Annotated in this window: 17 protein-coding genes; 11 read left to right on the top strand and 6 right to left on the bottom strand. The window is 71.2% G+C overall.

Features of this window, described 5'->3' with window-relative positions; all coding sequences use genetic code 11:
• The first annotated feature begins 136 nt into the window (after nt 1-136).
• Nucleotides 137-613, top strand: coding sequence for a MarR family winged helix-turn-helix transcriptional regulator (locus DY218_RS23145; protein ID WP_128558064.1), 477 nt, complete (start codon nt 137-139; stop codon nt 611-613).
• Nucleotides 614-634: 21 nt separating this feature from the next.
• On the opposite strand, the gene DY218_RS23140 is transcribed toward DY218_RS23145, so the two are convergent.
• A complete protein-coding gene (locus DY218_RS23140) occupies nt 635-2,185 on the bottom strand; it encodes a sensor histidine kinase (protein ID WP_233521834.1) in 1,551 nt (516 codons plus the stop codon).
• Nucleotides 2,182-2,859, bottom strand: coding sequence for a response regulator transcription factor (locus DY218_RS23135; RefSeq protein WP_128558063.1), 678 nt, complete (start codon nt 2,857-2,859; stop codon nt 2,182-2,184). Before DY218_RS23135 ends, DY218_RS23140 begins: the two co-directional genes overlap by 4 nt.
• A gap of 131 nt (nt 2,860-2,990) precedes the next feature.
• On the opposite strand from DY218_RS23135, the gene DY218_RS23130 reads away from it, so the two are divergent.
• On the top strand, nt 2,991-3,443 hold the full coding sequence (locus tag DY218_RS23130) for a PepSY domain-containing protein (protein WP_128558062.1): 453 nt from the start codon (nt 2,991-2,993) through the stop codon (nt 3,441-3,443).
• A gap of 136 nt (nt 3,444-3,579) precedes the next feature.
• On the opposite strand, the gene meaB is transcribed toward DY218_RS23130, so the two are convergent.
• Nucleotides 3,580-4,548: a methylmalonyl Co-A mutase-associated GTPase MeaB gene (gene meaB / locus DY218_RS23125; RefSeq protein WP_128558061.1), complete on the bottom strand. Its 969-nt coding sequence runs from the start codon at nt 4,546-4,548 to the stop codon at nt 3,580-3,582.
• Between the two features lie 1,238 nt (nt 4,549-5,786).
• Nucleotides 5,787-6,989 (bottom strand): acetyl-CoA C-acetyltransferase, encoded by a 1,203-nt coding sequence (locus tag DY218_RS23120; RefSeq protein ID WP_128558060.1) that lies wholly within the window; start codon nt 6,987-6,989, stop codon nt 5,787-5,789.
• A 135-nt stretch (nt 6,990-7,124) separates the two neighbouring features.
• On the opposite strand from DY218_RS23120, the gene mce reads away from it, so the two are divergent.
• The 7 genes from mce to DY218_RS23085 all read left to right on the top strand — a co-directional run bounded on the left by mce (nt 7,125) and on the right by DY218_RS23085 (nt 16,987).
• Nucleotides 7,125-7,565 carry a methylmalonyl-CoA epimerase gene (gene mce / locus DY218_RS23115; protein WP_128558059.1) on the top strand — a complete coding sequence of 147 codons (441 nt, stop codon included), beginning with the start codon at nt 7,125-7,127 and terminating at the stop codon, nt 7,563-7,565.
• A gap of 310 nt (nt 7,566-7,875) precedes the next feature.
• Nucleotides 7,876-11,649 (top strand): polarized growth protein Scy, encoded by a 3,774-nt coding sequence (gene scy, locus DY218_RS23110; protein WP_128558058.1) that lies wholly within the window; start codon nt 7,876-7,878, stop codon nt 11,647-11,649.
• Nucleotides 11,650-11,893: 244 nt separating this feature from the next.
• Nucleotides 11,894-12,832 carry a coiled-coil domain-containing protein gene (locus DY218_RS23105; protein ID WP_128558057.1) on the top strand — a complete coding sequence of 313 codons (939 nt, stop codon included), beginning with the start codon at nt 11,894-11,896 and terminating at the stop codon, nt 12,830-12,832.
• 130 nt (nt 12,833-12,962) lie between these two features.
• Nucleotides 12,963-13,988: an ATP-binding cassette domain-containing protein gene (locus DY218_RS23100; RefSeq protein ID WP_233521832.1), complete on the top strand. Its 1,026-nt coding sequence runs from the start codon at nt 12,963-12,965 to the stop codon at nt 13,986-13,988.
• A 3-nt stretch (nt 13,989-13,991) separates the two neighbouring features.
• Nucleotides 13,992-14,762 (top strand): ABC transporter permease, encoded by a 771-nt coding sequence (locus DY218_RS23095; RefSeq protein WP_128558056.1) that lies wholly within the window; start codon nt 13,992-13,994, stop codon nt 14,760-14,762.
• 165 nt (nt 14,763-14,927) lie between these two features.
• Entirely contained in the window at nt 14,928-16,112 is a 1,185-nt protein-coding gene (locus DY218_RS23090) for an ABC transporter ATP-binding protein (protein ID WP_128558055.1), read from the top strand.
• Nucleotides 16,109-16,987, top strand: a complete 879-nt coding sequence (locus tag DY218_RS23085) for an ABC transporter permease (RefSeq protein WP_233521830.1) — start codon at nt 16,109-16,111, stop codon at nt 16,985-16,987. The genes DY218_RS23090 and DY218_RS23085 overlap by 4 nt, the downstream gene beginning before the upstream one ends.
• 21 nt (nt 16,988-17,008) lie before the next feature.
• Here the strand turns inward: DY218_RS23085 and DY218_RS23080 are convergent, their stop codons facing one another.
• Complete coding sequence (locus DY218_RS23080; protein ID WP_128558054.1) at nt 17,009-17,344, bottom strand: ATP/GTP-binding protein; 336 nt, start codon at nt 17,342-17,344, stop codon at nt 17,009-17,011.
• 273 nt (nt 17,345-17,617) lie between these two features.
• Here DY218_RS23080 and DY218_RS23075 point away from each other — a divergent pair, with 273 nt between their 5' ends.
• Complete coding sequence (locus DY218_RS23075) at nt 17,618-18,652, top strand: LLM class flavin-dependent oxidoreductase (protein ID WP_128558053.1); 1,035 nt, start codon at nt 17,618-17,620, stop codon at nt 18,650-18,652.
• Between the two features lie 100 nt (nt 18,653-18,752).
• Here DY218_RS23075 and DY218_RS23070 read toward each other — a convergent pair whose 3' ends face one another.
• Nucleotides 18,753-19,145 (bottom strand): SCO5389 family protein, encoded by a 393-nt coding sequence (locus tag DY218_RS23070; RefSeq protein ID WP_128558052.1) that lies wholly within the window; start codon nt 19,143-19,145, stop codon nt 18,753-18,755.
• A 278-nt stretch (nt 19,146-19,423) separates the two neighbouring features.
• Between DY218_RS23070 and nucS the strand changes: the two genes are divergently transcribed.
• Nucleotides 19,424-20,086, top strand: a complete 663-nt coding sequence (gene nucS / locus DY218_RS23065; protein WP_199566832.1) for an endonuclease NucS — start codon at nt 19,424-19,426, stop codon at nt 20,084-20,086.
• Nucleotides 20,087-20,121 lie beyond the last annotated feature (35 nt).

Here is a 20,121-nt window from a genome sequence, read left to right as displayed (position 1 = left end):
AGTCTGCAGAGTGTGACGTCGAACGCGCATCCGCCCCTGGGATGCACCGCTCGGCCGGGGCTCCGGAGCCCGCGTGGGAGGCGTCACATCCGCAACCGCTCGTTCACCTTTCAACATTTTAGGTAGAATCGAATCTATGGAGACCGAGACGGCCACCCCCTGGCTGACCGACGCCGAACAGTGCGCGTGGCGCACCCATCTGGAGGTGAACAGACTTCTCACGCATCAGCTCGAGAAGGACCTCCAGCCGTTCGGCCTGACCATGAACGACTACGAGATCCTGGTGAATCTCTCGGAGTCCGAGGAGCACCGGATGCGCATGAGCGACCTCGCCGCATCGACGCTGCAGTCCAAGAGCCGCCTCTCGCACCAGATCACCCGCATGGAGAAGGCCGGCCTGGTCCGCCGCGAGCACTGCGAATCGGACCGCCGCGGACTGTACGCCGTACTGACCGAGGAGGGCATGGAAACGATGCACAAGGTGGCCCCGCACCATGTGACCTCGGTGCGCAGCCATTTCATCGACCTCATCGACCCCGCCGACCTCCGGGCCCTGCAGGCCACCCTCGAGCCCCTCGCCGAGAAGCTGCGCGGGCGCCGCGGCAAACCCTGACGCCGAACCCTGGCAGCTGACTCAGGGCGCGTGCCCACTGGGGCTGCCGTACCGCGGACCACCGTCCGGGCACCGGGGCAGCCACAGCTCGAAGAGTGCACCGCCGTCCGCCGACCCGCCGACCGTCAGGCGGCCGCTGTGCCGCTCCGCGACATCCCGGGCGATGGCCAGGCCCAGACCGGCGCCACCGTCGTCCCGGCTCCTGGCGTCGTCCAGTCGCACGAACCGCTCGAAGACCCGCTCCCGCTCGACCAGGGGCACGCCCGGCCCGTCGTCCACGACCCCGAGCACGGCGAAATCGCCGTCCACCCGGGTCGTGACGGTGACGCGGCTGTCGGCGTGCCGCTGGGCGTTGTCCAGCAGATTGCCGAGGATCCGGGCCAACTGGCGCCGGGAGCCGATCACTTCGAGCTCTCTCGTGGCCGGCTCGCCCGGCTCGTTGCGTACGGCGATCCGGTCGCCGGTCCGCTGGGAGAGCTCCTCGCGGATCAGGGCCGGCAGCGCGATCCGCTCCTGGCCCGGCCGCTCCCCCGCGTCCAGGCGGGCGAGCAACAGCAGGTCGGCGGCCAGCTGCTGCAGTCGTACGGTGTCCACGACCGCACCCTGGACGTCGAGCAACTCCGGGTGTGCGGCGCCCACTTCGAGCTGAGTGCGGAGCGAGGCGATGGGGCTGCGCAGCTCGTGCGAGGCGTCCGCGACGAACCGGCGCTGGCGCTCGACGGACGTCTCCAGGGCGCCGAGGGTCTCGTTCGTGGTGCGGGCGAGCGCCGCCACCTCGTCGTACGTGTCCGGCTGCGGCACCCTCCGGGACAGGTCCTCGGAGGCGGTTATCGCGGCCATCTCGCGCCGGATGCCCTCGACGGGACGCAGCGCTCTGCGGGTGACGAGCCAGGTGACCGCGCCGACCACCACGAGCAGCAGCGGCACGCCTATCAGCATCGCGGTGGCGGCGGTGCGCACGGCACTGCGCTCCGCCGCGAGCGGGGCGCCGGCGTGCACCGTCGCGGACTCGCCGCCGCGGGTGGTCAACTCCACCGATGCGAAACGGTAGTCGGCGGTGTCGCCGTCCACCGTGGCCGAGCCCTCGGAGGGCCCCACCTCGTCGGCCATCCGGCCGGGCTCCGGGTCGTCATCGTCGTCTCGGTCGTCGGAGGCGTCGTCACCGTCGTCGCCTCGGTCGTCGCGGTCGTCGCCGCCGCTGTCGCCGCCGTCGTCGCGCTGCTGGTCCTGTGCGGGGTCCGTGCCGGGGCGTACGGCGGTGACGCCGGTGCCGCTGATCGCCTCCAGATCGTCGCTCGCCGCCCGCAGACGGCCCTGTCCGTCCACGACCTGCACGGGGCTGTCCTCGCCGTCGGGCAGTTCGAGTTTCGAGTAGGAGACGCCGGAGGCGAGCTGGGCGGCCACGCGGCGGGCAGCCGTCTCGGCGTCGGAGTCCGCCTGGCCCGTCAGGGTGGTGCGCAGCGAGAGGAGCAGAGCCGCGCTCGCGACGACAAGTGCCACGGCCACCACGGCAGTTGCCGCGAGGGCGGCCCTGGCGCGCACGGAGGCGAAGACGGGGTGCCACAGGCTCACGGGGCGGCCTCCAGGCGGTAGCCGGCGCCGCGCACGGTGCGGATCAGGTCGGCGCCCAGTTTGCGGCGCAGGGCGCTGATGTAGACCTCGACGATGTTCGGATCGCCGTCGTAGGCGAAGTCCCAGACGGCTTCCAGGATCTGCGCCTTGGACACCAACTGCCCGGACCGCACCGCGAGTTGCTCCAGTACCGCGAACTCCTTCGCGGTGAGGGTCACTTCGCACTCGCCGTCTCCCTCGAGGCGGTACGCACGGCGGGCGGCGGTGTCCAGGCGCAGACCGGGCAGATTCAGGATCGGTGAGGGACCGGCCGAACCGCGGCGGCGCAGCAGCGCCTTCACCCGGGCGACCAGGACCACGTACGAGAAGGGCTTGGTCAGATAGTCGTCCGCGCCGGTGTCCAGGCCCTCGGCCTCGTCGTACTCCCCGTCCTTGGCGGTCAGCATCAGGATCGGCACGTCGTCGCCCGCGGCACGCAGGGCGGCGCACACGCGGTAGCCGTTCATGCCCGGCAGCATGATGTCCAGGACGATCAGGTCGTACGGGGCCTGGGCGGCCTGGTGCAGGCCCTCGAGCCCGTCGTGCACGACGTCCACGGCGTAGCCCTCGGCCGTCAGGCCCTTGGCGAGGGACAGGGCGAGCCGCTTCTCGTCCTCCACGATCAACAAACGCATGCCGTCAGGGTCGCAGAGCGGACCTGAAGACGGCTTCAGGTGGCTTCAGGCTGCGTTCAGGGACGGCGCGGCAGATTGGGACCAGTCGACAAGCCAGGGCCCATCGGCCCACGATCCGGGGAGGAACCCTCATGAAGCGCAACCTTGTCATCGCCACGGTCGCCGTCGCCGCACTGGTCGGCGGAGGCACGGCCTTCGCCGTCGCGGACGACGACGCGAGCGACGGCACCACGACCTCGTCGTCCCGCGGGGACGACCGTGACCGTCACGACGACGACCGTCACGACGACGACCGTCACGATGACGACGACCGTGATGATGACGGTCGGGACGACGACGGCCGGGACCGTGACGGGGACGACGTCCGGCATGCCGATCTGCCCAAGGTGACCGCGAAGGACGCGATCGACGCGGCGCTCAAGCACACGCCCGGAGCGGTGATCTCCGTCGACCTGGACGACAGGGACGACGACGACCGCAAGCTCGTGTGGGAGGTCGAGGTCCTGACGAAGAACGACACGACCCGAGGCATCCACGTCGACCCGTCCACCGCCCGCACCACATCAAGCCCGTCGAACGATTGAGGACACCCTTCAGCCCGTCCGACGCACCTTCCAGCCCGTCCGACGCACCTTCCAGCCCGTCCGGCGTTTGAGGACATCTTGCAGCCCGTCCGGCGTTTGAGGACAAGGCGCCTCGGCGCCGGAGGGGCCGAAGAACTCAACCGCCGTCCGCCCCAAGGACAAGGCTCTCCACCAGCGAATCCGCCGCAGCGTACGGATCCAGCGAACCCGACACAATCCGCCCCGCCAGGGCGGAGAGGCGGCGATCCCCGTGCAGATCCCCGATCCGCTCCCGCAGGGCCGTCACCGCAATCGCCTCCACCTCACGAGAGGCCCGCGCCGTCCGCCGCTCCACGAGCACCCCGCGCTCGTCCATCCAGGCCCGGTGCTTCTCCAGTGCCTCGACGACTTCGTCCGTGCCCTCGCCCCGCGCTGCGACCGTCTTGACGATCGGCGGGCGCCAGTCGCCGGGGCCGCGGGCCTCGCCGAGGCCCAGCATGTGGTTGAGCTCGCGGGCGGTCGCGTCCGCCCCGTCGCGGTCCGCCTTGTTCACCACGTACACATCGCCGATCTCGAGGATGCCGGCCTTCGCGGCCTGGATCCCGTCGCCCATACCGGGGGCGAGCAGCACCACCGAAGTGTCGGCCTGCGAGGCGATCTCCACCTCGGACTGGCCGACGCCGACGGTCTCGACGAGCACCACGTCGCAGCCGGCCGCGTCCAGGACCCGGATCGCCTGCGGCGCCGCCCAGGCGAGCCCGCCGAGGTGGCCGCGGGTGGCCATGGAGCGGATGTAGACCCCGGGGTCCGATGCATGCTCGGACATCCGCACCCGGTCCCCGAGGAGCGCGCCCCCGGAGAACGGCGACGAGGGATCGACCGCGAGCACCCCGACCCGCTTTCCGGCCCGGCGGTACGCGGAGACCAGCGCGGAGGTGGACGTCGACTTACCGACACCGGGCGAGCCGGTGAGCCCGACGACGTAGGCGTTCCCGGTGAGCGGAGCGAGCGCGGCCATCACCTCGCGCAGCTGCGGCGACGCCCCCTCGACCAGGGAAATCAGCCGGGCCACCGCCCGCGGCCTGCCCTCGCGCGCCTGCGCCACCAGAGAGGGGACGTCCTGCATGACTGCTGCTCCACTTCGATCGTCCGACCGTCACTCACCACGCACGTGCCCGACACCAGGCGCATACCCGCCCAGCCTCACCCATCACGAGCACAAGCCCGACCACCCCGAACGGCCCCGGCCCACGTACCCGAAAGCGGGGCCCAGCCACCTTGCGTCCCCCGGAACCGAGCCGGACCCCAGCCCGAACCGGACCCGAGACCCGAGACCCGAGACCCGAGACCCGACTGGACGGGATACCCGAACTGGACCGAAACCCCACAGGACCAAGACCCGAACCAGACCGGAAACCCGCCTGGACCCGAAACCGAACCAGACCCGAACCCGCCTGGCCCGATACCTGCCTGGCCCCAGGAGCCGAACCGGACCCGAACCCTGACGGGACACATGAGCCCAGCCAGACCCGAAACCCGACAGCCCAAGGCTCGAACCGGCCCCGAGACCAGGCTTGGCCCAGGACCGGAACTCGACCCAACACCGGAACCCGGCCCGAGACCGAGCAAGATCCGAGACCGAGCCGGACCCAAGACCCGAAACCCGACAGCCCAACACTCGAACCAACCCCGAGACCGGTTTGGCCCAAGACCGGAACCCGACCCAAGACCCGACCCGAACCCGACCCGCGACCGAGCAAGACCCGAACCGGCCCCAACGTCCGACAGCACCGAGACCCGACAGGCCCCGCGACCAGTCGGACCCGCGCATCCGGCCCCGATCCGAGCCCTCGAGGACCCGGGCGACGCCGGGGTCCAGTCCTCGAGGCGCCGATCCCCCGAGCTCTCCCCCGCCCGCGGAGGCTCCCGAGGAAACCGCAGTCCGAGTGCCCCGGTGCGAGGTCCGGTCGGCTCACGGACGGCGCCGGCCGCCAGGCCCGGAATCCGGTCGGGCACAAGATCCGGCCGCCCCGCATGCGCGAGCCCGATCCCGGCCTCGAACGCCCCGGCCGACCCTCGGACCCGACGTCGGAAAACCCGACCAACCCTCGGCCCGCGACCCGATCCCGGCCTCGGAAACCCGGCCGACCCACGCACCCCGGCCCCGGAGGCCCGGCGCACGCCAGTCCCCAGCCTCAGAGCCCACCGGGCGGGGCCCGGCCGCCCCACAGAACCCGGGCCCCGGCCGAAGACCGAGCCCGCGCCGAGGCCCGGACGCACACTCACACCGGGCCCCGGGCCCCGGGCCCCGCCGCCGACCCGAGACAAACCCCAAGGCCGGGCCCCGCCCCCGACACCCGGGCGTCAGCCCTTCGGTACTCGGACGATCAGCGCGTCGCCCTGGCCGCCGCCCCCGCACAGGGCCGCCGCGCCGACACCGCCGCCGCGCCGCTTCAGTTCGAGGGCGAGGTGGAGTACGAGACGGGCGCCGGACATGCCGATCGGGTGGCCGAGTGCAATCGCGCCGCCGTTGACGTTCACCTTTTCCGGGGTGACTCCGAGGTCCTTCATGGACTGCACGGCGACCGCGGCGAACGCCTCGTTGATCTCGATCAGGTCGAGGTCCCCGACGCTGATGCCCTCCTTCTTCAGCGCGTGCTGTATGGCGTTGGAGGGCTGCGACTGCAGGGAGTTGTCGGGGCCCGCGACATTGCCGTGGGCGCCGATCTCGGCGATCCAGTCGAGGCCGAGCTCGATCGCCTTGGCCTTGCTCATCACGACCACGGCGGCCGCGCCGTCCGAGATCTGCGAGGCCGTACCGGCGGTGATCGTGCCGTCCTTGGCGAAGGCGGGACGCAGCTTGCCGAGGGACTCCGCGGTGGTCTCGGCCCGGATGCCCTCGTCCTTGGAGAAGAGCACCGGGTCGCCCTTGCGCTGCGGGATCTCCACGGGGGTGATCTCGGCCTCGAAGACGCCCTTCTCCTGCGCGGCCGCGGCGCGCTGGTGGGAGAGCGCACCGATCTCGTCCTGTTCGGCACGCTTCAGGCCGAGCCGGGTGTTGTGGCGCTCGGTGGACTCGCCCATCGCGACCCCGTCGAAGGAGTCGGTGAGCCCGTCGTGGGCCATCGAGTCGAGCATCTCGATCGCGCCGTACTTGTGGCCGGCGCGGGAGTTCGGCAGCAGATGCGGGGCGTTCGTCATGGACTCCTGGCCGCCGGCCACCACCACGTCGAACTCACCGGCACGGATGAGCTGGTCGGCGAGCGCGATCGCGTCGAGCCCCGAGAGACAGACCTTGTTGACGGTGAGCGCCGGGACGCCCATCGGGATGCCCGCCTTGACCGCGGCCTGCCTGGCCGGGATCTGCCCCGCCCCGGCCTGCAGGACCTGGCCCATGATCACGTACTGCACCTGGTCGCCGCCGATGCCGGCGCGGTCCAGGGCCGCCTTGATCGCGAAGCCGCCGAGGTCGGCGCCGGAGAAGGACTTGAGGGACCCGAGCAGCCGTCCCATGGGCGTACGGGCCCCTGCGACGATCACCGAAGTCGTGCTGTTCGTTCCAGACATTGAGGCACGGCCCCTTGGATGAGGAGTGAACGAGGGTTTACCTCAATGTACTGAGCGGTACCTGCCCGGTCACCGGGCCATGAGTGTGATCGCGCGCACGTTGCGTGATCGGGGCCACGGCGCTCCACTGGGGAGATGCTGACGCGCATCGACCACATCGGGATCGCCTGTTTCGACCTGGACAAGACAGTGGAGTTCTACCGCTCCACGTACGGCTTCGAGGTCCATCACACCGAGGTCAACGAGGAGCAGGGCGTACGCGAGGCCATGTTGAAGATCAACGGCACCTCGGACGGCGGCGCGAGCTACCTCCAGCTCCTGGAGCCGGTCCGCGAGGACTCCACGGTCGCCAAGTGGCTGGCCAAGAACGGCGAGGGCGTGCACCACATCGCCTTCGGCACCGCGGACGTCGACGCCGATGCGGCCGACATCAAGGACAAGGGCGTACGCGTGCTCTACGACGAGCCGCGGACCGGCTCGATGGGCTCGCGGATCACCTTCCTGCACCCCAAGGACTGCCACGGCGTGCTGACGGAACTCGTCACTTCCGCGGCGAAGGGCTCGACGGAGCACTGACGGAACTCGCCATTTCGGCCGCCGATGCGTCGACGGAGCACTGACCTCCGGATCCTTCGGCCGGTAGGGTTGGGGGCGGCTGCGCGCCCGGGCGATCACCCGTGGGCTCGGCCGTGGCCGGGGTCCGGATTTTCGGGGGCGTGCGGGATCGGGGTCGGGGCAGCGGCCCACGCCCCGCCGTTGATCTGACACCATTCCCCGGTGGGCCCCGTTCGGCGGATGGGCGGAGCTCGTTTCGAGACTTTCGAACAGAGTGGGGCCTTCCCTGCTCGGTCGGAGTCGAGAGCTTGGGGAAGGATGGGACCGCGCAGTGCGGGGCTACGAACGCCAGGAGGGCCGACGGCCGGCTGAGACTGACCATCTCTCGAAGTTCGAGGCCGAGATGGACCGGCTGAAGACGGAGCGGGAGAAGGCCGTCCAGCACGCCGAGGACCTCGGCTACCAGGTCGAGGTGTTGCGCGCCAAGCTCCACGAGGCGCGCCGCAGCCTCGCGTCCCGCCCTGCCTACGACACGGCCGACATCGGCTACCAGGCCGAGCAACTCCTGCGGAATGCCCAGATCCAGGCCGACCAGTTGCGCTCGGACGCCGAGCGCGAGATGCGCGAGGCCCGGGCACAGACCCAGCGTTTCCTGCAGGAGCACGCGGAGCAACAGGCCAGGCTGCAGGCCGAGCTGCACTCCGAGGCCGTCTCCCGGCGCCAGCAGCTCGACCAGGAGCTGGCCGAGCGCCGCCAGACCGTCGAGTCCCACGTCAACGAGAACGTGGCATGGGCGGAGCAGCTCCGGAACCGTACGGAACAGCAGGCCCGCCGGCTGCTCGACGAGTCCCGAGCGGAGGCCGACCAGGCGCTGGCCGCGGCCCGCGCGGAGGCGGAGCGGCTGACCGAGGAGGCCCGCCGGCGTCTCGGCGGCGAGGCCGAGTCCGCGCGTTCGGAGGCGGAGGCGATTCTGCGCCGGGCGCGCACGGACGCCGAGCGGCTGCTCAACGCCGCCTCCACCCAGGCGCAGGAGGCCACCGACCACGCGGAGCAGCTGCGTTCGTCGACGGCCAGCGAGTCCGACCAGGCCCGCCGCCAGTCCTCGGAGCTGAGCCGGGCGGCCGAGCAGCGGATGGCCGAGGCGGAGACGGCGCTGCGCGAGGCGCGCGCCGAGGCGGAGAAGGTGGTCGCCGAGGCCAAGGAGGCCGCGGCCAAGCGCCTCGCGGGCGCGGAGAGCGAGAACGAACAGCGGGCGCGTACGGCGAAGGAGCAGGTGGCCCGCCTGGTCCAGGAGGCGACGAAGGAGGCCGAGGCCACCAAGGAGGAGGCCAAGCAGGCCCTCGCGGACGCCAAGGCCGAGGCCGAGCAGGTACTCGCGGAGGCCACCGAGAAGGCCCGTACGGTCACCGCCGAGGAGACCGCGTCCCAGTTGTCGACGGCCGCCCGTACCGCCGAGGACGTACTCGACAAGGCTCAGTCGGACGCCAAGGCGACCACCCGCGCGGCGAACGAGGAGGCCGACCGGCTGCGCTCCGAGGCCGAGGCGGAGGCCGACCGGCTGCGTGCCGAGGCGCACGATCTGGCCGAGCAGCTCAAGGGCGCGGCCAAGGACGACACCGAGGAGTACCGGGCCAAGACGGTCGAGCTGCAGGAGGAGGCCCGTCGACTGCGCGGTGAGGCCGAGCAGTTGAGGGCCGAGGCGGTCGCCGAGGGCGAGCGGATCCGCAGCGAGGCGCGGCGCGAGGTCGTCAAGGAGATCGAGGGCGCGGCGAGCAGCGCCGAGGAGATCCTCTCCAAGGCGCGCGCGGACGCCGACGAGCTGCGTACGACGGCGGCCACCGAGTCGGAGCGGGTCCGTACCGAGGCGATCGAGCGCGCGACGACGCTGCGCCGGCAGGCCGAGGAGACCCTGGAGCGGACCCGTACGGAGGCCGAGCGGAACCGCGACGAGATCGTCGAGCAGGCGGAGGCCGTACGGACGCAGGCCGAGGAGGCCGCGGAGCAGACCCGTGCGGACGCCGAGCAGGCGATAGCGCAGCGTCAGGCGGAGGCGGCCGAGGAGCTGACCCGGCTGCACACCGAGGCCGAGGAGCGCCTGACCGCCGCGGAGACCGCGCTGAACGACGCGCGCAGCGAGGCGGAGCGGCTGCGCCGGGAGGCCGCGGACGAGGCGGAGCGCCAGCGCACGGAGGCGGCCGAGCGGGCCCGCACCCTCAAGTCGCAGGCGGAGGAGGAGGCCGAGCGGCTGCGTACGGAGGCCGCCGCCGAGGCGTCCGAGTCCCGTGCGGAGGGCGAGGCGACGGCCGTACGGTTGCGCAGTGAGGCCGTGACGGAGGCGGAGCGGCTCAAGGCGGAGGCTCAGGAGAGCGCGGACCGGGTACGCGCGGAGGCTGCCGCGGCGGCCGAGCGGGTCGGTACGGAGGCGGCGGAGGCGCTCGCCGAGGCCCAGGAGCATGCGGCGGGGCGCCGCGCGAAGGCCGACGAGATCCTGGAGTCGGCCCGCGGCGAGGCCGAGCAGGAGCGCGAGCGCGCCCGCGAGCAGAGCGAGGAGTTGCTGGCCGCGGCGCGTAAGCGGGTGGACGAGGCGCAGGCGGAGGCGCAGCGGCTCGTCGAGGAGGCGGACCGGCGGGCGGGCGATCTGGTGGCGGCTGCCGAACTGACCGCCCAGCAGGTGCGGGACGCGGTGTCCGGTCTGCAGGAGCAGGCGCAGGAGGAGATCACCGGTCTGCGCTCGGCGGCGGAGCACGCGGCGGAGCGCACCCGCAAGGAGGCCCAGGAGGAGGCGGACCGGGTCAGGTCCGACGCCTATGCGGAGCGGGAGCGGGCGTCGGAGGACGCGTCCCGGCTCAGGAGCGAGGCGCAGGAGGAGACCGAGGCCGCCAAGTCCCTTGCGGAGCGCACTCTTTCGGAGGCGATCACCGAGTCGGAGCGGCTGCGCGCGGAGGCCACCGAGCAGTCGCAGCGGGCCCGTACAGAGGCCTCCGAGCGGGTCGCCGCGGCCGAGCAGGACGCGACGCGTACCCGGGCGGATGCCCGCGAGGACGCGAACCGGATCAGGACCGATGCGGCCACCCAGGCCGACCAGTTGATCGGTGAGGCGACGAGTGAGGCGGAGCGGCTGCGGGCCGAGGCGGCCGACACGGTCGGTTCGGCTCAGCAGCACGCGGAGCGCACCCGGTCCGCGGCCGAGCAGCTGAAGGCGGACGCGGCGGCGGAGGCGGAGCGGCTGCGCAGCGAGGCGCAGGCCGAGGCCGACCGGCTGCTCGACGAGGCCAGGAAGGAAGCGGGCAAGCGGCGCACGGAGGCCGCGGAGCAGGTCGACCGGCTGGTGTCGGAGGCCACCGCGGAGGCGGAGCAGCTGACGGAGAAGGCCCGGGAGAAGGCGCTCGAGACGACCACGGAGGCCGAGCAGCAGGCCGACACCATGGTCGGGGTGGCCCGCGGCGAGGCGGAGCGCCTGGTCTCCGAGGCCACCGTGGAGGGCAACTCCCTGGTGGAGCAGGCCCGTACGGATGCGGACGATCTGCTTGTGGGTGCCCGCCGGGACGCCACGGCGATCCGGGAGCGGGCCGAGGAGCTGCGGGATCGGATCACGGGTGAGATCGAGGAGCTGCACGAGCGGGCCCGCCGGGAGTCGGCGGAGGCCATGAAGTCGGCGGGCGAGCGCTGCGATGCGCTGGTGAAGGCGGCCGAGGAGCAGCGGGCCGAGGCGGAGGCGGAGGCCAAGGAGCGTCTCGCCGAGGCCAATACGGAGGCGGGCAAGGTCCGGATCGCCGCGGTGCGCAAGGCCGAGGCGCTGCTCAAGGAGGCCGAGCAGAAGAAGACGGAGGCGCAGCGCGAGGCGGAGCGTCTGACGTCGGAGGCCGAGGCCGAGGCGAAGCGTCTGGTCGACGAGGGGCAGAAGGAGCTCGATGTCCTGGTGCGCCGGCGCGAGGACATCAATGCCGAGATCTCCCGCGTGCAGGACGTGTTGGAGGCTCTCGAGTCCTTCGAGACACCCGGCGCCGGTGCCGGGGGCAACGGCAGCGGTGGCAAGGACGGCGCGGTCAAGGCGGGGGCGTCGGCCGGAGCGACTCGTTCGAGTGGTAAGTCCTCCGAATCGTGACGCGGCAGTCAATGAGTGGGCTAGGCAAGGGGTTTGACCCGGGCACGTGCAAGCGGTCCGCGGGTTCGCCACTCAAAAGGGGTGTCATTCTCCAGATCAAAAGAGCAACTGCTCGATGACACGCCGCAATGCCCCCTAGGATTCCCCTCGGGGGGTGCTTTGAAAGTCCCGTACGGCACCCGCGGCGCCCGGGGCTTTCAGAACACCCCCCTTCACCTCACCGGTCTCATTCGACAGGAACCCCATGAGCGACACTTCCCCCTACGGCTTCGAGCTTGTGCGGCGTGGGTACGACCGCGCTCAGGTGGACGAACGTATCTCCAAGCTCGTCTCCGACCGTGACAGCGCACTGTCCCGTATCACCGCTCTGGAAAAGCGCATCGAGGAACTCCACCTCGAGACACAGAACGCACAGGCGCAGGTGGACGACGCCGAGCCGTCGTACGCCGGTCTCGGTGCCCGGGTGGAGAAGATCCTCCGCCTCGCCGAGGAAGAGGCCAAGGACCTGCGCGAGGAGGCCCGTCGCGCCTCCGAGCAGCACCGCGAGCTCGCCGAGTCCGCCGCCCAGCAGGTGCGCAACGACGCGGAGGCGTTCGCCTCCGAGCGCAAGGCGAAGGCGGAGGACGAGGGCGCCCGGATCGTCGAGCAGGCCAAGGGCGAGGCGTCCGCGCTGCGTGCCGAGGCGCAGAAGGACGCGCAGTCCAAGCGCGAGGAGGCGGACGCGCTCTTCGAGGACACCCGCGCCAAGGCCGCCCAGGCAGCGGCGGACTTCGAGACCAATCTGGCCAAGCGCCGCGAGCAGTCCGAGCGGGACCTGGCCTCCCGTCAGGCGAAGGCGGAGAAGCGTCTCGCGGAGATCGAGCACCGCGCGGAGCAGCTGCGTCTCGAGGCCGAGAAGCTGCGCACCGACGCCGAGCGCCGCGCCCGCCAGACGGTGGAGACCGCGCAGCGCCAGGCCGAGGACATCGTGGCGGACGCGAACGCCAAGGCGGACCGGATCCGCAGCGAGTCCGAGCGCGAGCTCGCGGCGCTGACGAACCGCCGCGACTCGATCAACGCCCAGCTGACGAACGTCCGGGAGATGCTGGCGACCCTGACGGGTGCCGCGGTCGCCGCCGCGGGCCAGCCCGCCGAGGACGAGGCGGCCGCCTCGCACGGGGTGCCGGCTCAGCAGACGCGCTGACGTTCCCTCATCGGGTCGCCCGAGCCCCGTACCGCTTCGGCGGTGCGGGGCTCTCGCGTGTCCAGGGGTGGGGGTCGCGGGCATCCGGCCCCGGTGGCGGGGCAGTTTGTCCCGTTCTAGCGTGGTCCGCATGATCGAGCTCGCGGGCCTGACCAAGCGATACGGCGAGAAGGTCGCCGTCGACCGGCTGACCTTCACGGTCCGCCCGGGCATCGTCACCGGCTTCCTCGGTCCGAACGGCGCGGGCAAGTCGACGACGATGCGGATGCTGCTCGGCCTCGATCACCCCACCGCGGGTGATGTGCGGATCGACGGTCTGCACTACGACCAGCTGAAGGACCCGATGACGTACATCGGTGCGCTGCTCGACGCGAAGGCGATGCACGGCGGCCGCAGCGCCTTCAACCACCTGCTGTGCCTCGCCCAGTCGAACGGCATCCCGCGGGCGCGTGTGCACGAGGTCCTCGACACGGTCGGCCTGACGGCGGTCGCCGGGAAGAAGGCCAAGGGCTTCTCGCTCGGCATGGGGCAGCGGCTCGGCATCGCCGGCGCACTGCTCGGCGACCCGCAGATCCTGATGTTCGACGAGCCGGTGAACGGCCTCGACCCCGAGGGCATCCACTGGATCCGCAATCTGATGAAAGGGCTCGCCGCCCAGGGCCGTACCGTCTTCGTCTCCTCGCATCTGATGAGCGAAATGGCCCTGACCGCCGACCATCTGGTGGTCATCGGCCAGGGCAGGCTGCTCGCGGACACCTCGATGGCCGACTTCATCCGCGCCAATTCGCGCAGTTACGTACGGCTGCGCTCGCCGCAGCAGGAGCGGCTGCGGGACGTGCTGCACGAGGCCGGGATCACCGTGGTGGAGGCGGGCAACGGCACGCTCGAGGTGGACGGCGTCGGCGCCGACCGGCTCGGTGAACTCGCCGCGGGCGCCGGGCTCGTACTGCACGAGCTGAGCCCGCAACAGGCTTCCCTGGAGGAGGCCTTCATGCAGCTCACCGCGGAGTCCGTGGAGTACCACGCGCATTCGGATCCGGCGTCCTCGCCGCCGGGAGCCGGCCCCGGCGCACCGTCCGGCGGCGTGAGCGGCCCGGCGCCCGGCTGGGGCGAGCAGTGGAATCAGCAGCAGGCGCGCAAGAACGAGGGAGCCTGACGGATGGCTGCGACACAGGTGCTCCGCTCGGAGTGGACGAAGATCCGGTCGGTCTCGTCGACGGTGTGGACGCTGGGACTCGCCGTGGTCGTCTCGATCGGGCTCGGCATCCTGATCAGCTGGCTCGCCTCGAACGACTTCGACAATCTCGGCGCGAAGGACCGGATGGGCTTCGACGCCACGGCGATCAGCTTCGCCGGGATGGGCCTCGGCCAGCTCGCCATGATCGTCTTCGGGGTGCTCGTGGTCGCGAACGAGTACAGCACCGGGATGATCCGCACCTCGCTGTCCGCCGTACCGCAGCGCGGCACCTTCCTGTTCTGCAAGATCGCGGTGGCCACGCTGCTCGCCCTGGTGGTCGGCCTGATCACCGCCTTCATCGCGTTCTTCGCGGGGCAGTCCGTGATGGGCGAGCACAAGGCGTCGATCGGTGACGCGGGGGTGCTGCGCGCGGTGATCGGGGCCGGTCTCTACATGACGCTGATCGCGGTGTTCTCGATGGGTGTCGCGGCCATGCTGCGCAGTCCGATGCTGTCGCTCGGCATTCTGATGCCGTTCTTCTTCCTGATCTCCAACATCCTCGGAAATGTCTCGGCCACCGAGAAGATCGGGCAGTTCCTGCCGGACCAGGCGGGACTGAAGATCATGGAAGTGGTCAGCCCGGTGGACGACGACACCCCGTACGGGCCGTGGGGCGGTTTCGGAATCATGGCCCTGTGGGTGGTCGCGGCGCTGATCGGCGGATATGTGCTGCTGAAGAAGCGGGACGCCTGAGGCCTGCGGGAATGGTGCGAACGAGGCCTGCGGGAATGCTGCGGACGCCGGAGCGCACCCGCTCGCGTTTGCCTGGAACCGTCAAGGCGTGGATATCCTCTTAGCCCTCACGGGGGCGTGTGTGCTGGTGCCCCGACGTCAATGACCTGTCGATGGGTGCGGAGCATGATCGAGGCAGTCGGCCTGACGAAGCGCTACGGCGCCAAGACGGCCGTGTACAACCTTTCCTTCCAGGTGCGGCCCGGCACCGTCACCGGATTCCTCGGGCCGAACGGCTCGGGCAAGTCGACGACGATGCGCATGATCCTCGGCCTCGACAACCCCTCCGCCGGCCATGTGACCATCGCCGGTCATCCCTACCGCAAGCTTCCGAACGCCCCCCGGCACGTCGGCGCGCTGCTCGACGCCAAGGCCGTGCACGGTGGCCGGCACGCGCGCAATCACCTGCTCTGCCTGGCTCAGCTGTCCGGCATCCCGGCCCGCCGGGTGGACGAGGTGCTCGGCGTGGTCGGCCTGCAGGACGTGGCGAAGAAGCGCTCCAAGGGCTTCTCGCTCGGCATGGGCCAGCGGCTCGGCATCGCCTCCGCGCTGCTCGGCGACCCGCAGGTGCTGCTCTTCGACGAGCCGGTCAACGGCCTCGACCCGGAGGGCATCCTCTGGGTCCGCAATCTGATGAAGCAGCTCGCGGCGGAGGGCCGTACGGTCTTCGTCTCCTCGCACCTGATGAGCGAAATGGCCCTCACCGCCGAGCACTTGATCGTGATCGGCCGCGGCCAGCTGCTCGCCGATATGAGCGTCAAGGACTTCATCTCGGCCAATTCCGCGGACTTCGCCCGGGTCCGCACCCCGGACACCGATCCCCAGCAGCGCGAGAAGCTGACGGCCGCGCTCACCGAGGCCGGCGGCCAGGTGCTGCCCGAGCAGGACGGCGCGCTCCGGGTCACCGGCCTTCCGCTCCCCCGCATCAGCGATGTCGCGCACGGTGCGAGCGTCCGCCTGTGGGAGCTGTCCCCGCACCAGGCCTCGCTCGAGGAGGCGTACATGCGGATGACCCAGGGCGCCGTCGACTACCGCTCGACCATCGACCAGCGCGCCGGTCTGCAGCAGCAGCTGCCGGCCGGGGCGCCCGACCAGTTCGCGCCGCCGATGCCGGGTCAGGACCAGCCCGGTTGGTACGCGCCCCCGCCGCCGCAGCAGGGCGGTCAGCCGTTCGGCATGCCGCAGGGCGCCCCTGGCGGGCCGTACGGCGGCGCTCCCGCGGGCCCCAACCCGTACGCACAGCAGGCGCCCGCCGCGCCCGCGCAGGCCCCCGCCCCGACCCCGCACACGGACAACGAGGACTCCCGATGAGCACGCCGCACCCGCAGCAGGCACCCGCGCCCGTGCCCCCGCAGGGCGCACCGCAGCAGGCCGACCCGTCCGGGAAGTGGCAGGGTCTGCCGGGCGCCGCCTACACCTCGCCGATCCCGATCAAGCGCACCCACCTGGGGAACGCACTCGCCTCGGAGTGGACGAAGATCCGTTCCGTCCGCTCGACGATGTGGACGCTCGGCATCTTCCTGCTCCTGGTGATCGGCACCGGCCTGGCCATCGCGGCGAACACCGAGCCCAGGGACTACGCCGACGTCCCGTACACCCTGCCTGCCTTCTTCGGTCTCATCCTCGGCCAGATCTGCCTCATCACGCTCGGCGTCCTGGTGGTCTCCTCCGAGTACGGCACCGGCATGATCCGTACGACGATGACGGCCTCGCCGCAGCGGCACCGGGTGCTCGCCGCGAAGTTCCTGATCTTCTTCCTGGTGGCGTACGTGGTGTCGTTCTGCGCGATCGGCCTGGTCGGCCTGATCACCTCGGGGATGCACGAGGACGGCTCGGTGGAGGCGGCGCCGATGGGCGGCACGCTCCTGAAGGGCTCCCTGTACGTCTCGCTGCTCGGTGTACTCGCGCTCGCCGTGGGCGCGTTGCTGCGGCACTCGGCGGGGGCGATCACCGCCATGCTGGGCCTGGTCCTGGTGCCGGCGATCCTGCCGGCGTTCCTGATGATCTCCGAGTCGATGCGCCCGATCGGCGAGAAGATGCTCGACTACAACGCGCCGAACTCGCTGTCCAAGATCTTCGAGATCGACGGCGGTACCGGCGGCACCTCCCAGCTGTGGCTGCTCATCGGCGTCACGGCCGCCGCGATCGTCGGCGCCTTCATCCGGCTCGAGGCACGGGACGTCTGACCGCCGGGCCGCCGGCGCCCCTCAGAACCTCGGCGCGTTACGGGACCGCTGCACCCGCGTGGTGCGGCGGTCCCGCGCGTTCCAGCAGGCCTTGTGCCAGTGCCTGCGGTCCTCGACCCCGCCGCCGAACTCGGGCCAGGCGACCACATGGGCCACCCCCGAGGGAATCTCCTGATCGCATCCGGGGCAGCGGTACGTCTTGCCCGCGCTGCTCGCCCCCGCCACATGCCGGACGCTGAACTCCTCGCCCTGCCAGCTCTCCGTGTGCTGATGCCCGCCGTAACGGCTGCCGCGCTCCTCCTCCCCCGCTCGGCCGGCTGAGCCGGCGGCCTTCGGTCGGTTTCGGCGCGGGGACACGGCACACCTCTCGGGCTGTCCGGGGGACGGATGGATGCGGTACGGGCAGTTGCTGTGCGGGCGGATGCGGTTCAGGTGAATGCCGTCCAGCCTACGCGGCGCGACTGCGGGTACACGTCACCCAGACGCGTACCCCTGCGGCACCGAGACTGCCGACGCGCGTCACTCATCGGAAAATGGGCCAACCTGCTTGCCAAGCCGTGCCTTTGGCACGTGTCACGCGTTATTGCCTGCAGGGGAGGCCGCGTCGGCGCCGAAGAATCAGGAGTCTCGATGCGCGTGGGAAGTTTCGTACTGGCCGCACAGTTCCCGGGCCAGGGCCAAGGGGAAGCGCTGCACCGGGCCGTCCGTACCACGGAAGTGGCGGAAGAGGCCGGGCTCGACGCGGTCTGGCTGGCCGAGCACCACTTCGTGCCGTACGGCGTGTGCCCGTCGGCCACCACACTGGCCGCGCTGCTGCTCGGCCGCACCCGCCGGATCCGGGTCGGCACAGCGGTGAGCGTGCTGCCCACCCAGCATCCGGTCACGGTCGGCGAGCAGGCGGCGCTGCTGCATGTCACCAGCGGCGGCCGGTTCTCGCTCGGCGTCGGCCGCGGCGGACCGTGGGTCGATCTGGAGGTCTTCGGCAGCGGACTCGAGGCGTACGAGAGCGGGTTCACCGAATCGCTCGATCTGCTGCTGCGCTGGCTCAGGGAGCCCCGGGTGGCGGCGGACGGCGAGCGCTTCGCCTTCCGCGAGGTGGCGGTGGTGCCGCGGCCCGACGAGCTGCTCAGCGGTCCCGAGGCGCCCGAGGTGCTGGTCGCGTGCACCTCGCCCGCGAGTGTCAGGACGGCCGCGGAGCGCGGCGTTCCGATGCTGCTCGGCATGCACGTCGGGGACGAGGAGAAGGCGGACATGGTCGGCCTGTGGCGGCGCTGCGCTCGGGCGGCCGGGCATCCGCCGGAGGATGTCGCCGCGGCCGGCCATGTGTCGGCGGGCGTGGCCCAGGTCGGGGACCGGCGCAGTGATGCGGCGGAGACGCTGATGAAGGCGATGCCGGGCTGGCTGAAGCAGGGTCTCGACGCCCATGTGACGGTGGACGGCCGGCTGCGCAGGATGCGCGACCCCGCGGCGTACACGGAACTGCTCTGCGGACTGCACCCGGTGGGCACACCCCGCCAGTGCGCGGACCGCCTGGCGGCGACTGCCGAGCGCACGGGCATCACCCGCTTCGCACTGCTCATGGAGGGCTCCGGCGACCTCACGGCCACCGAGGAGAACGTACGGCGCATGGGGTCGGACGTACTGCCCCGACTCCCCGCGCACTGAGTCCGCGTTCCCGGCGCGCTGCTCACCGGCGCCGTGGCCGCGCGGAGGGCTGCCGCCCCGGACAACACACCTCCCGCGTACGGGGCGGCAGCAACAGACCTCAGCAGTCCCGGAGTTCCGGCGACTGGTTGAGCAGCTGGCCACGGATCGAGGTGAACCGGGACAGCCGATCATCGGCCTCGGAACCGAGTGGGAAGACGGCGACCCGATGGCAGTTCTGGAATGCGAGGCGCACCCCGAAGTGCCGTTCGAGCGAGCCGCGTATCGCGTCACTCGCGAGCGCGCGCAGCAGCTGCCCGCGCGCCTGCTCGTCCGGCGGCGGCGTCTGGTTGTCGGCGAACTCTCCGCCGTCGACCTTCAGCCGGGCCACCAGTGAGCTGATCATCTCCCACGCATAGGGCAGGGAGTTCCGGACGCAGTCGACAAAGGCGGCTTCATCGACCTCGCCTCGCTCGGCCTGCTCCAACAGCGCCGGTGAGACGTCGAGCGACATGGGTTCTCCTCTCGGACCCCCGAGGGGCGGGGGCTGACGGACAGGGCAGGAGTCCGCCTATGCAGCGTGCACGCTCCGCGACCTCCTGCTTCCACGGTAAACATCGTGTCCTGCCCGCACCAGGAGAATGCGCGCACAACCGGCCAATAACATGCGGCGTCAAATCGCGTGCATCCGTGGGGTGTTGAGCGGTTACGACCGAAAGTCGGGCCCCCCGGGCGGGTGGTCCTCCAGGGCGAATCGCGCGGACCGCCCATGGTCGAGTAGCGTTGCCGACCATGCGTCTCGTCATCGCCCGCTGCTCCGTGGACTACGCGGGCAGGCTCACGGCCCACCTCCCCCTCGCGCCCCGCCTCATCCTGGTCAAGGCTGACGGCAGTGTCTCGATCCATGCGGACGACCGGGCCTACAAGCCCCTCAACTGGATGTCCCCGCCCTGCACCTTGAAGGAGGGCGAGGACAACGTCTGGACCGTGGTCAACAAGGCGGGCGAGAAGCTCATCATCACCATGGAAGAGGTCCTGCACGACTCCTCCCACGAACTCGGCGTGGACCCCGGCCTGATCAAGGACGGCGTGGAGGCGCATCTGCAGGAGCTGCTCGCCGACCGGATCGACACGCTCGGCGAGGGCTACACGCTGATCCGCCGCGAGTACCCGACGGCCATCGGGCCGGTCGACATCCTCTGCCGGGACGCGGACGGGGCGACGGTCGCGGTGGAGATCAAGCGGCGCGGCGAGATCGACGGCGTCGAGCAGCTCACGCGCTATCTCGAGCTGCTCAACCGCGATCCGCATCTCGCGCCGGTACGGGGCGTCTTTGCCGCGCAGGAGATCAAGCCGCAGGCGAGGGTCCTCGCGACGGATCGCGGTATCGGGTGCGCGGTACTGGATTACGACGCCCTGCGCGGCATCGAGGACGACAAGCTGCGCTTGTTCTGAAGGCTTGTCCTCAAGCGCCGGACGGGCTGAATATC

The sequence above is a fragment of the Streptomyces triticagri genome, from assembly GCF_003429565.1.
Taxonomy (GTDB): Bacteria; Actinomycetota; Actinomycetes; order Streptomycetales; family Streptomycetaceae; genus Streptomyces; species Streptomyces triticagri.
This window is presented reverse-complemented; position numbering and strand designations above follow the sequence as displayed.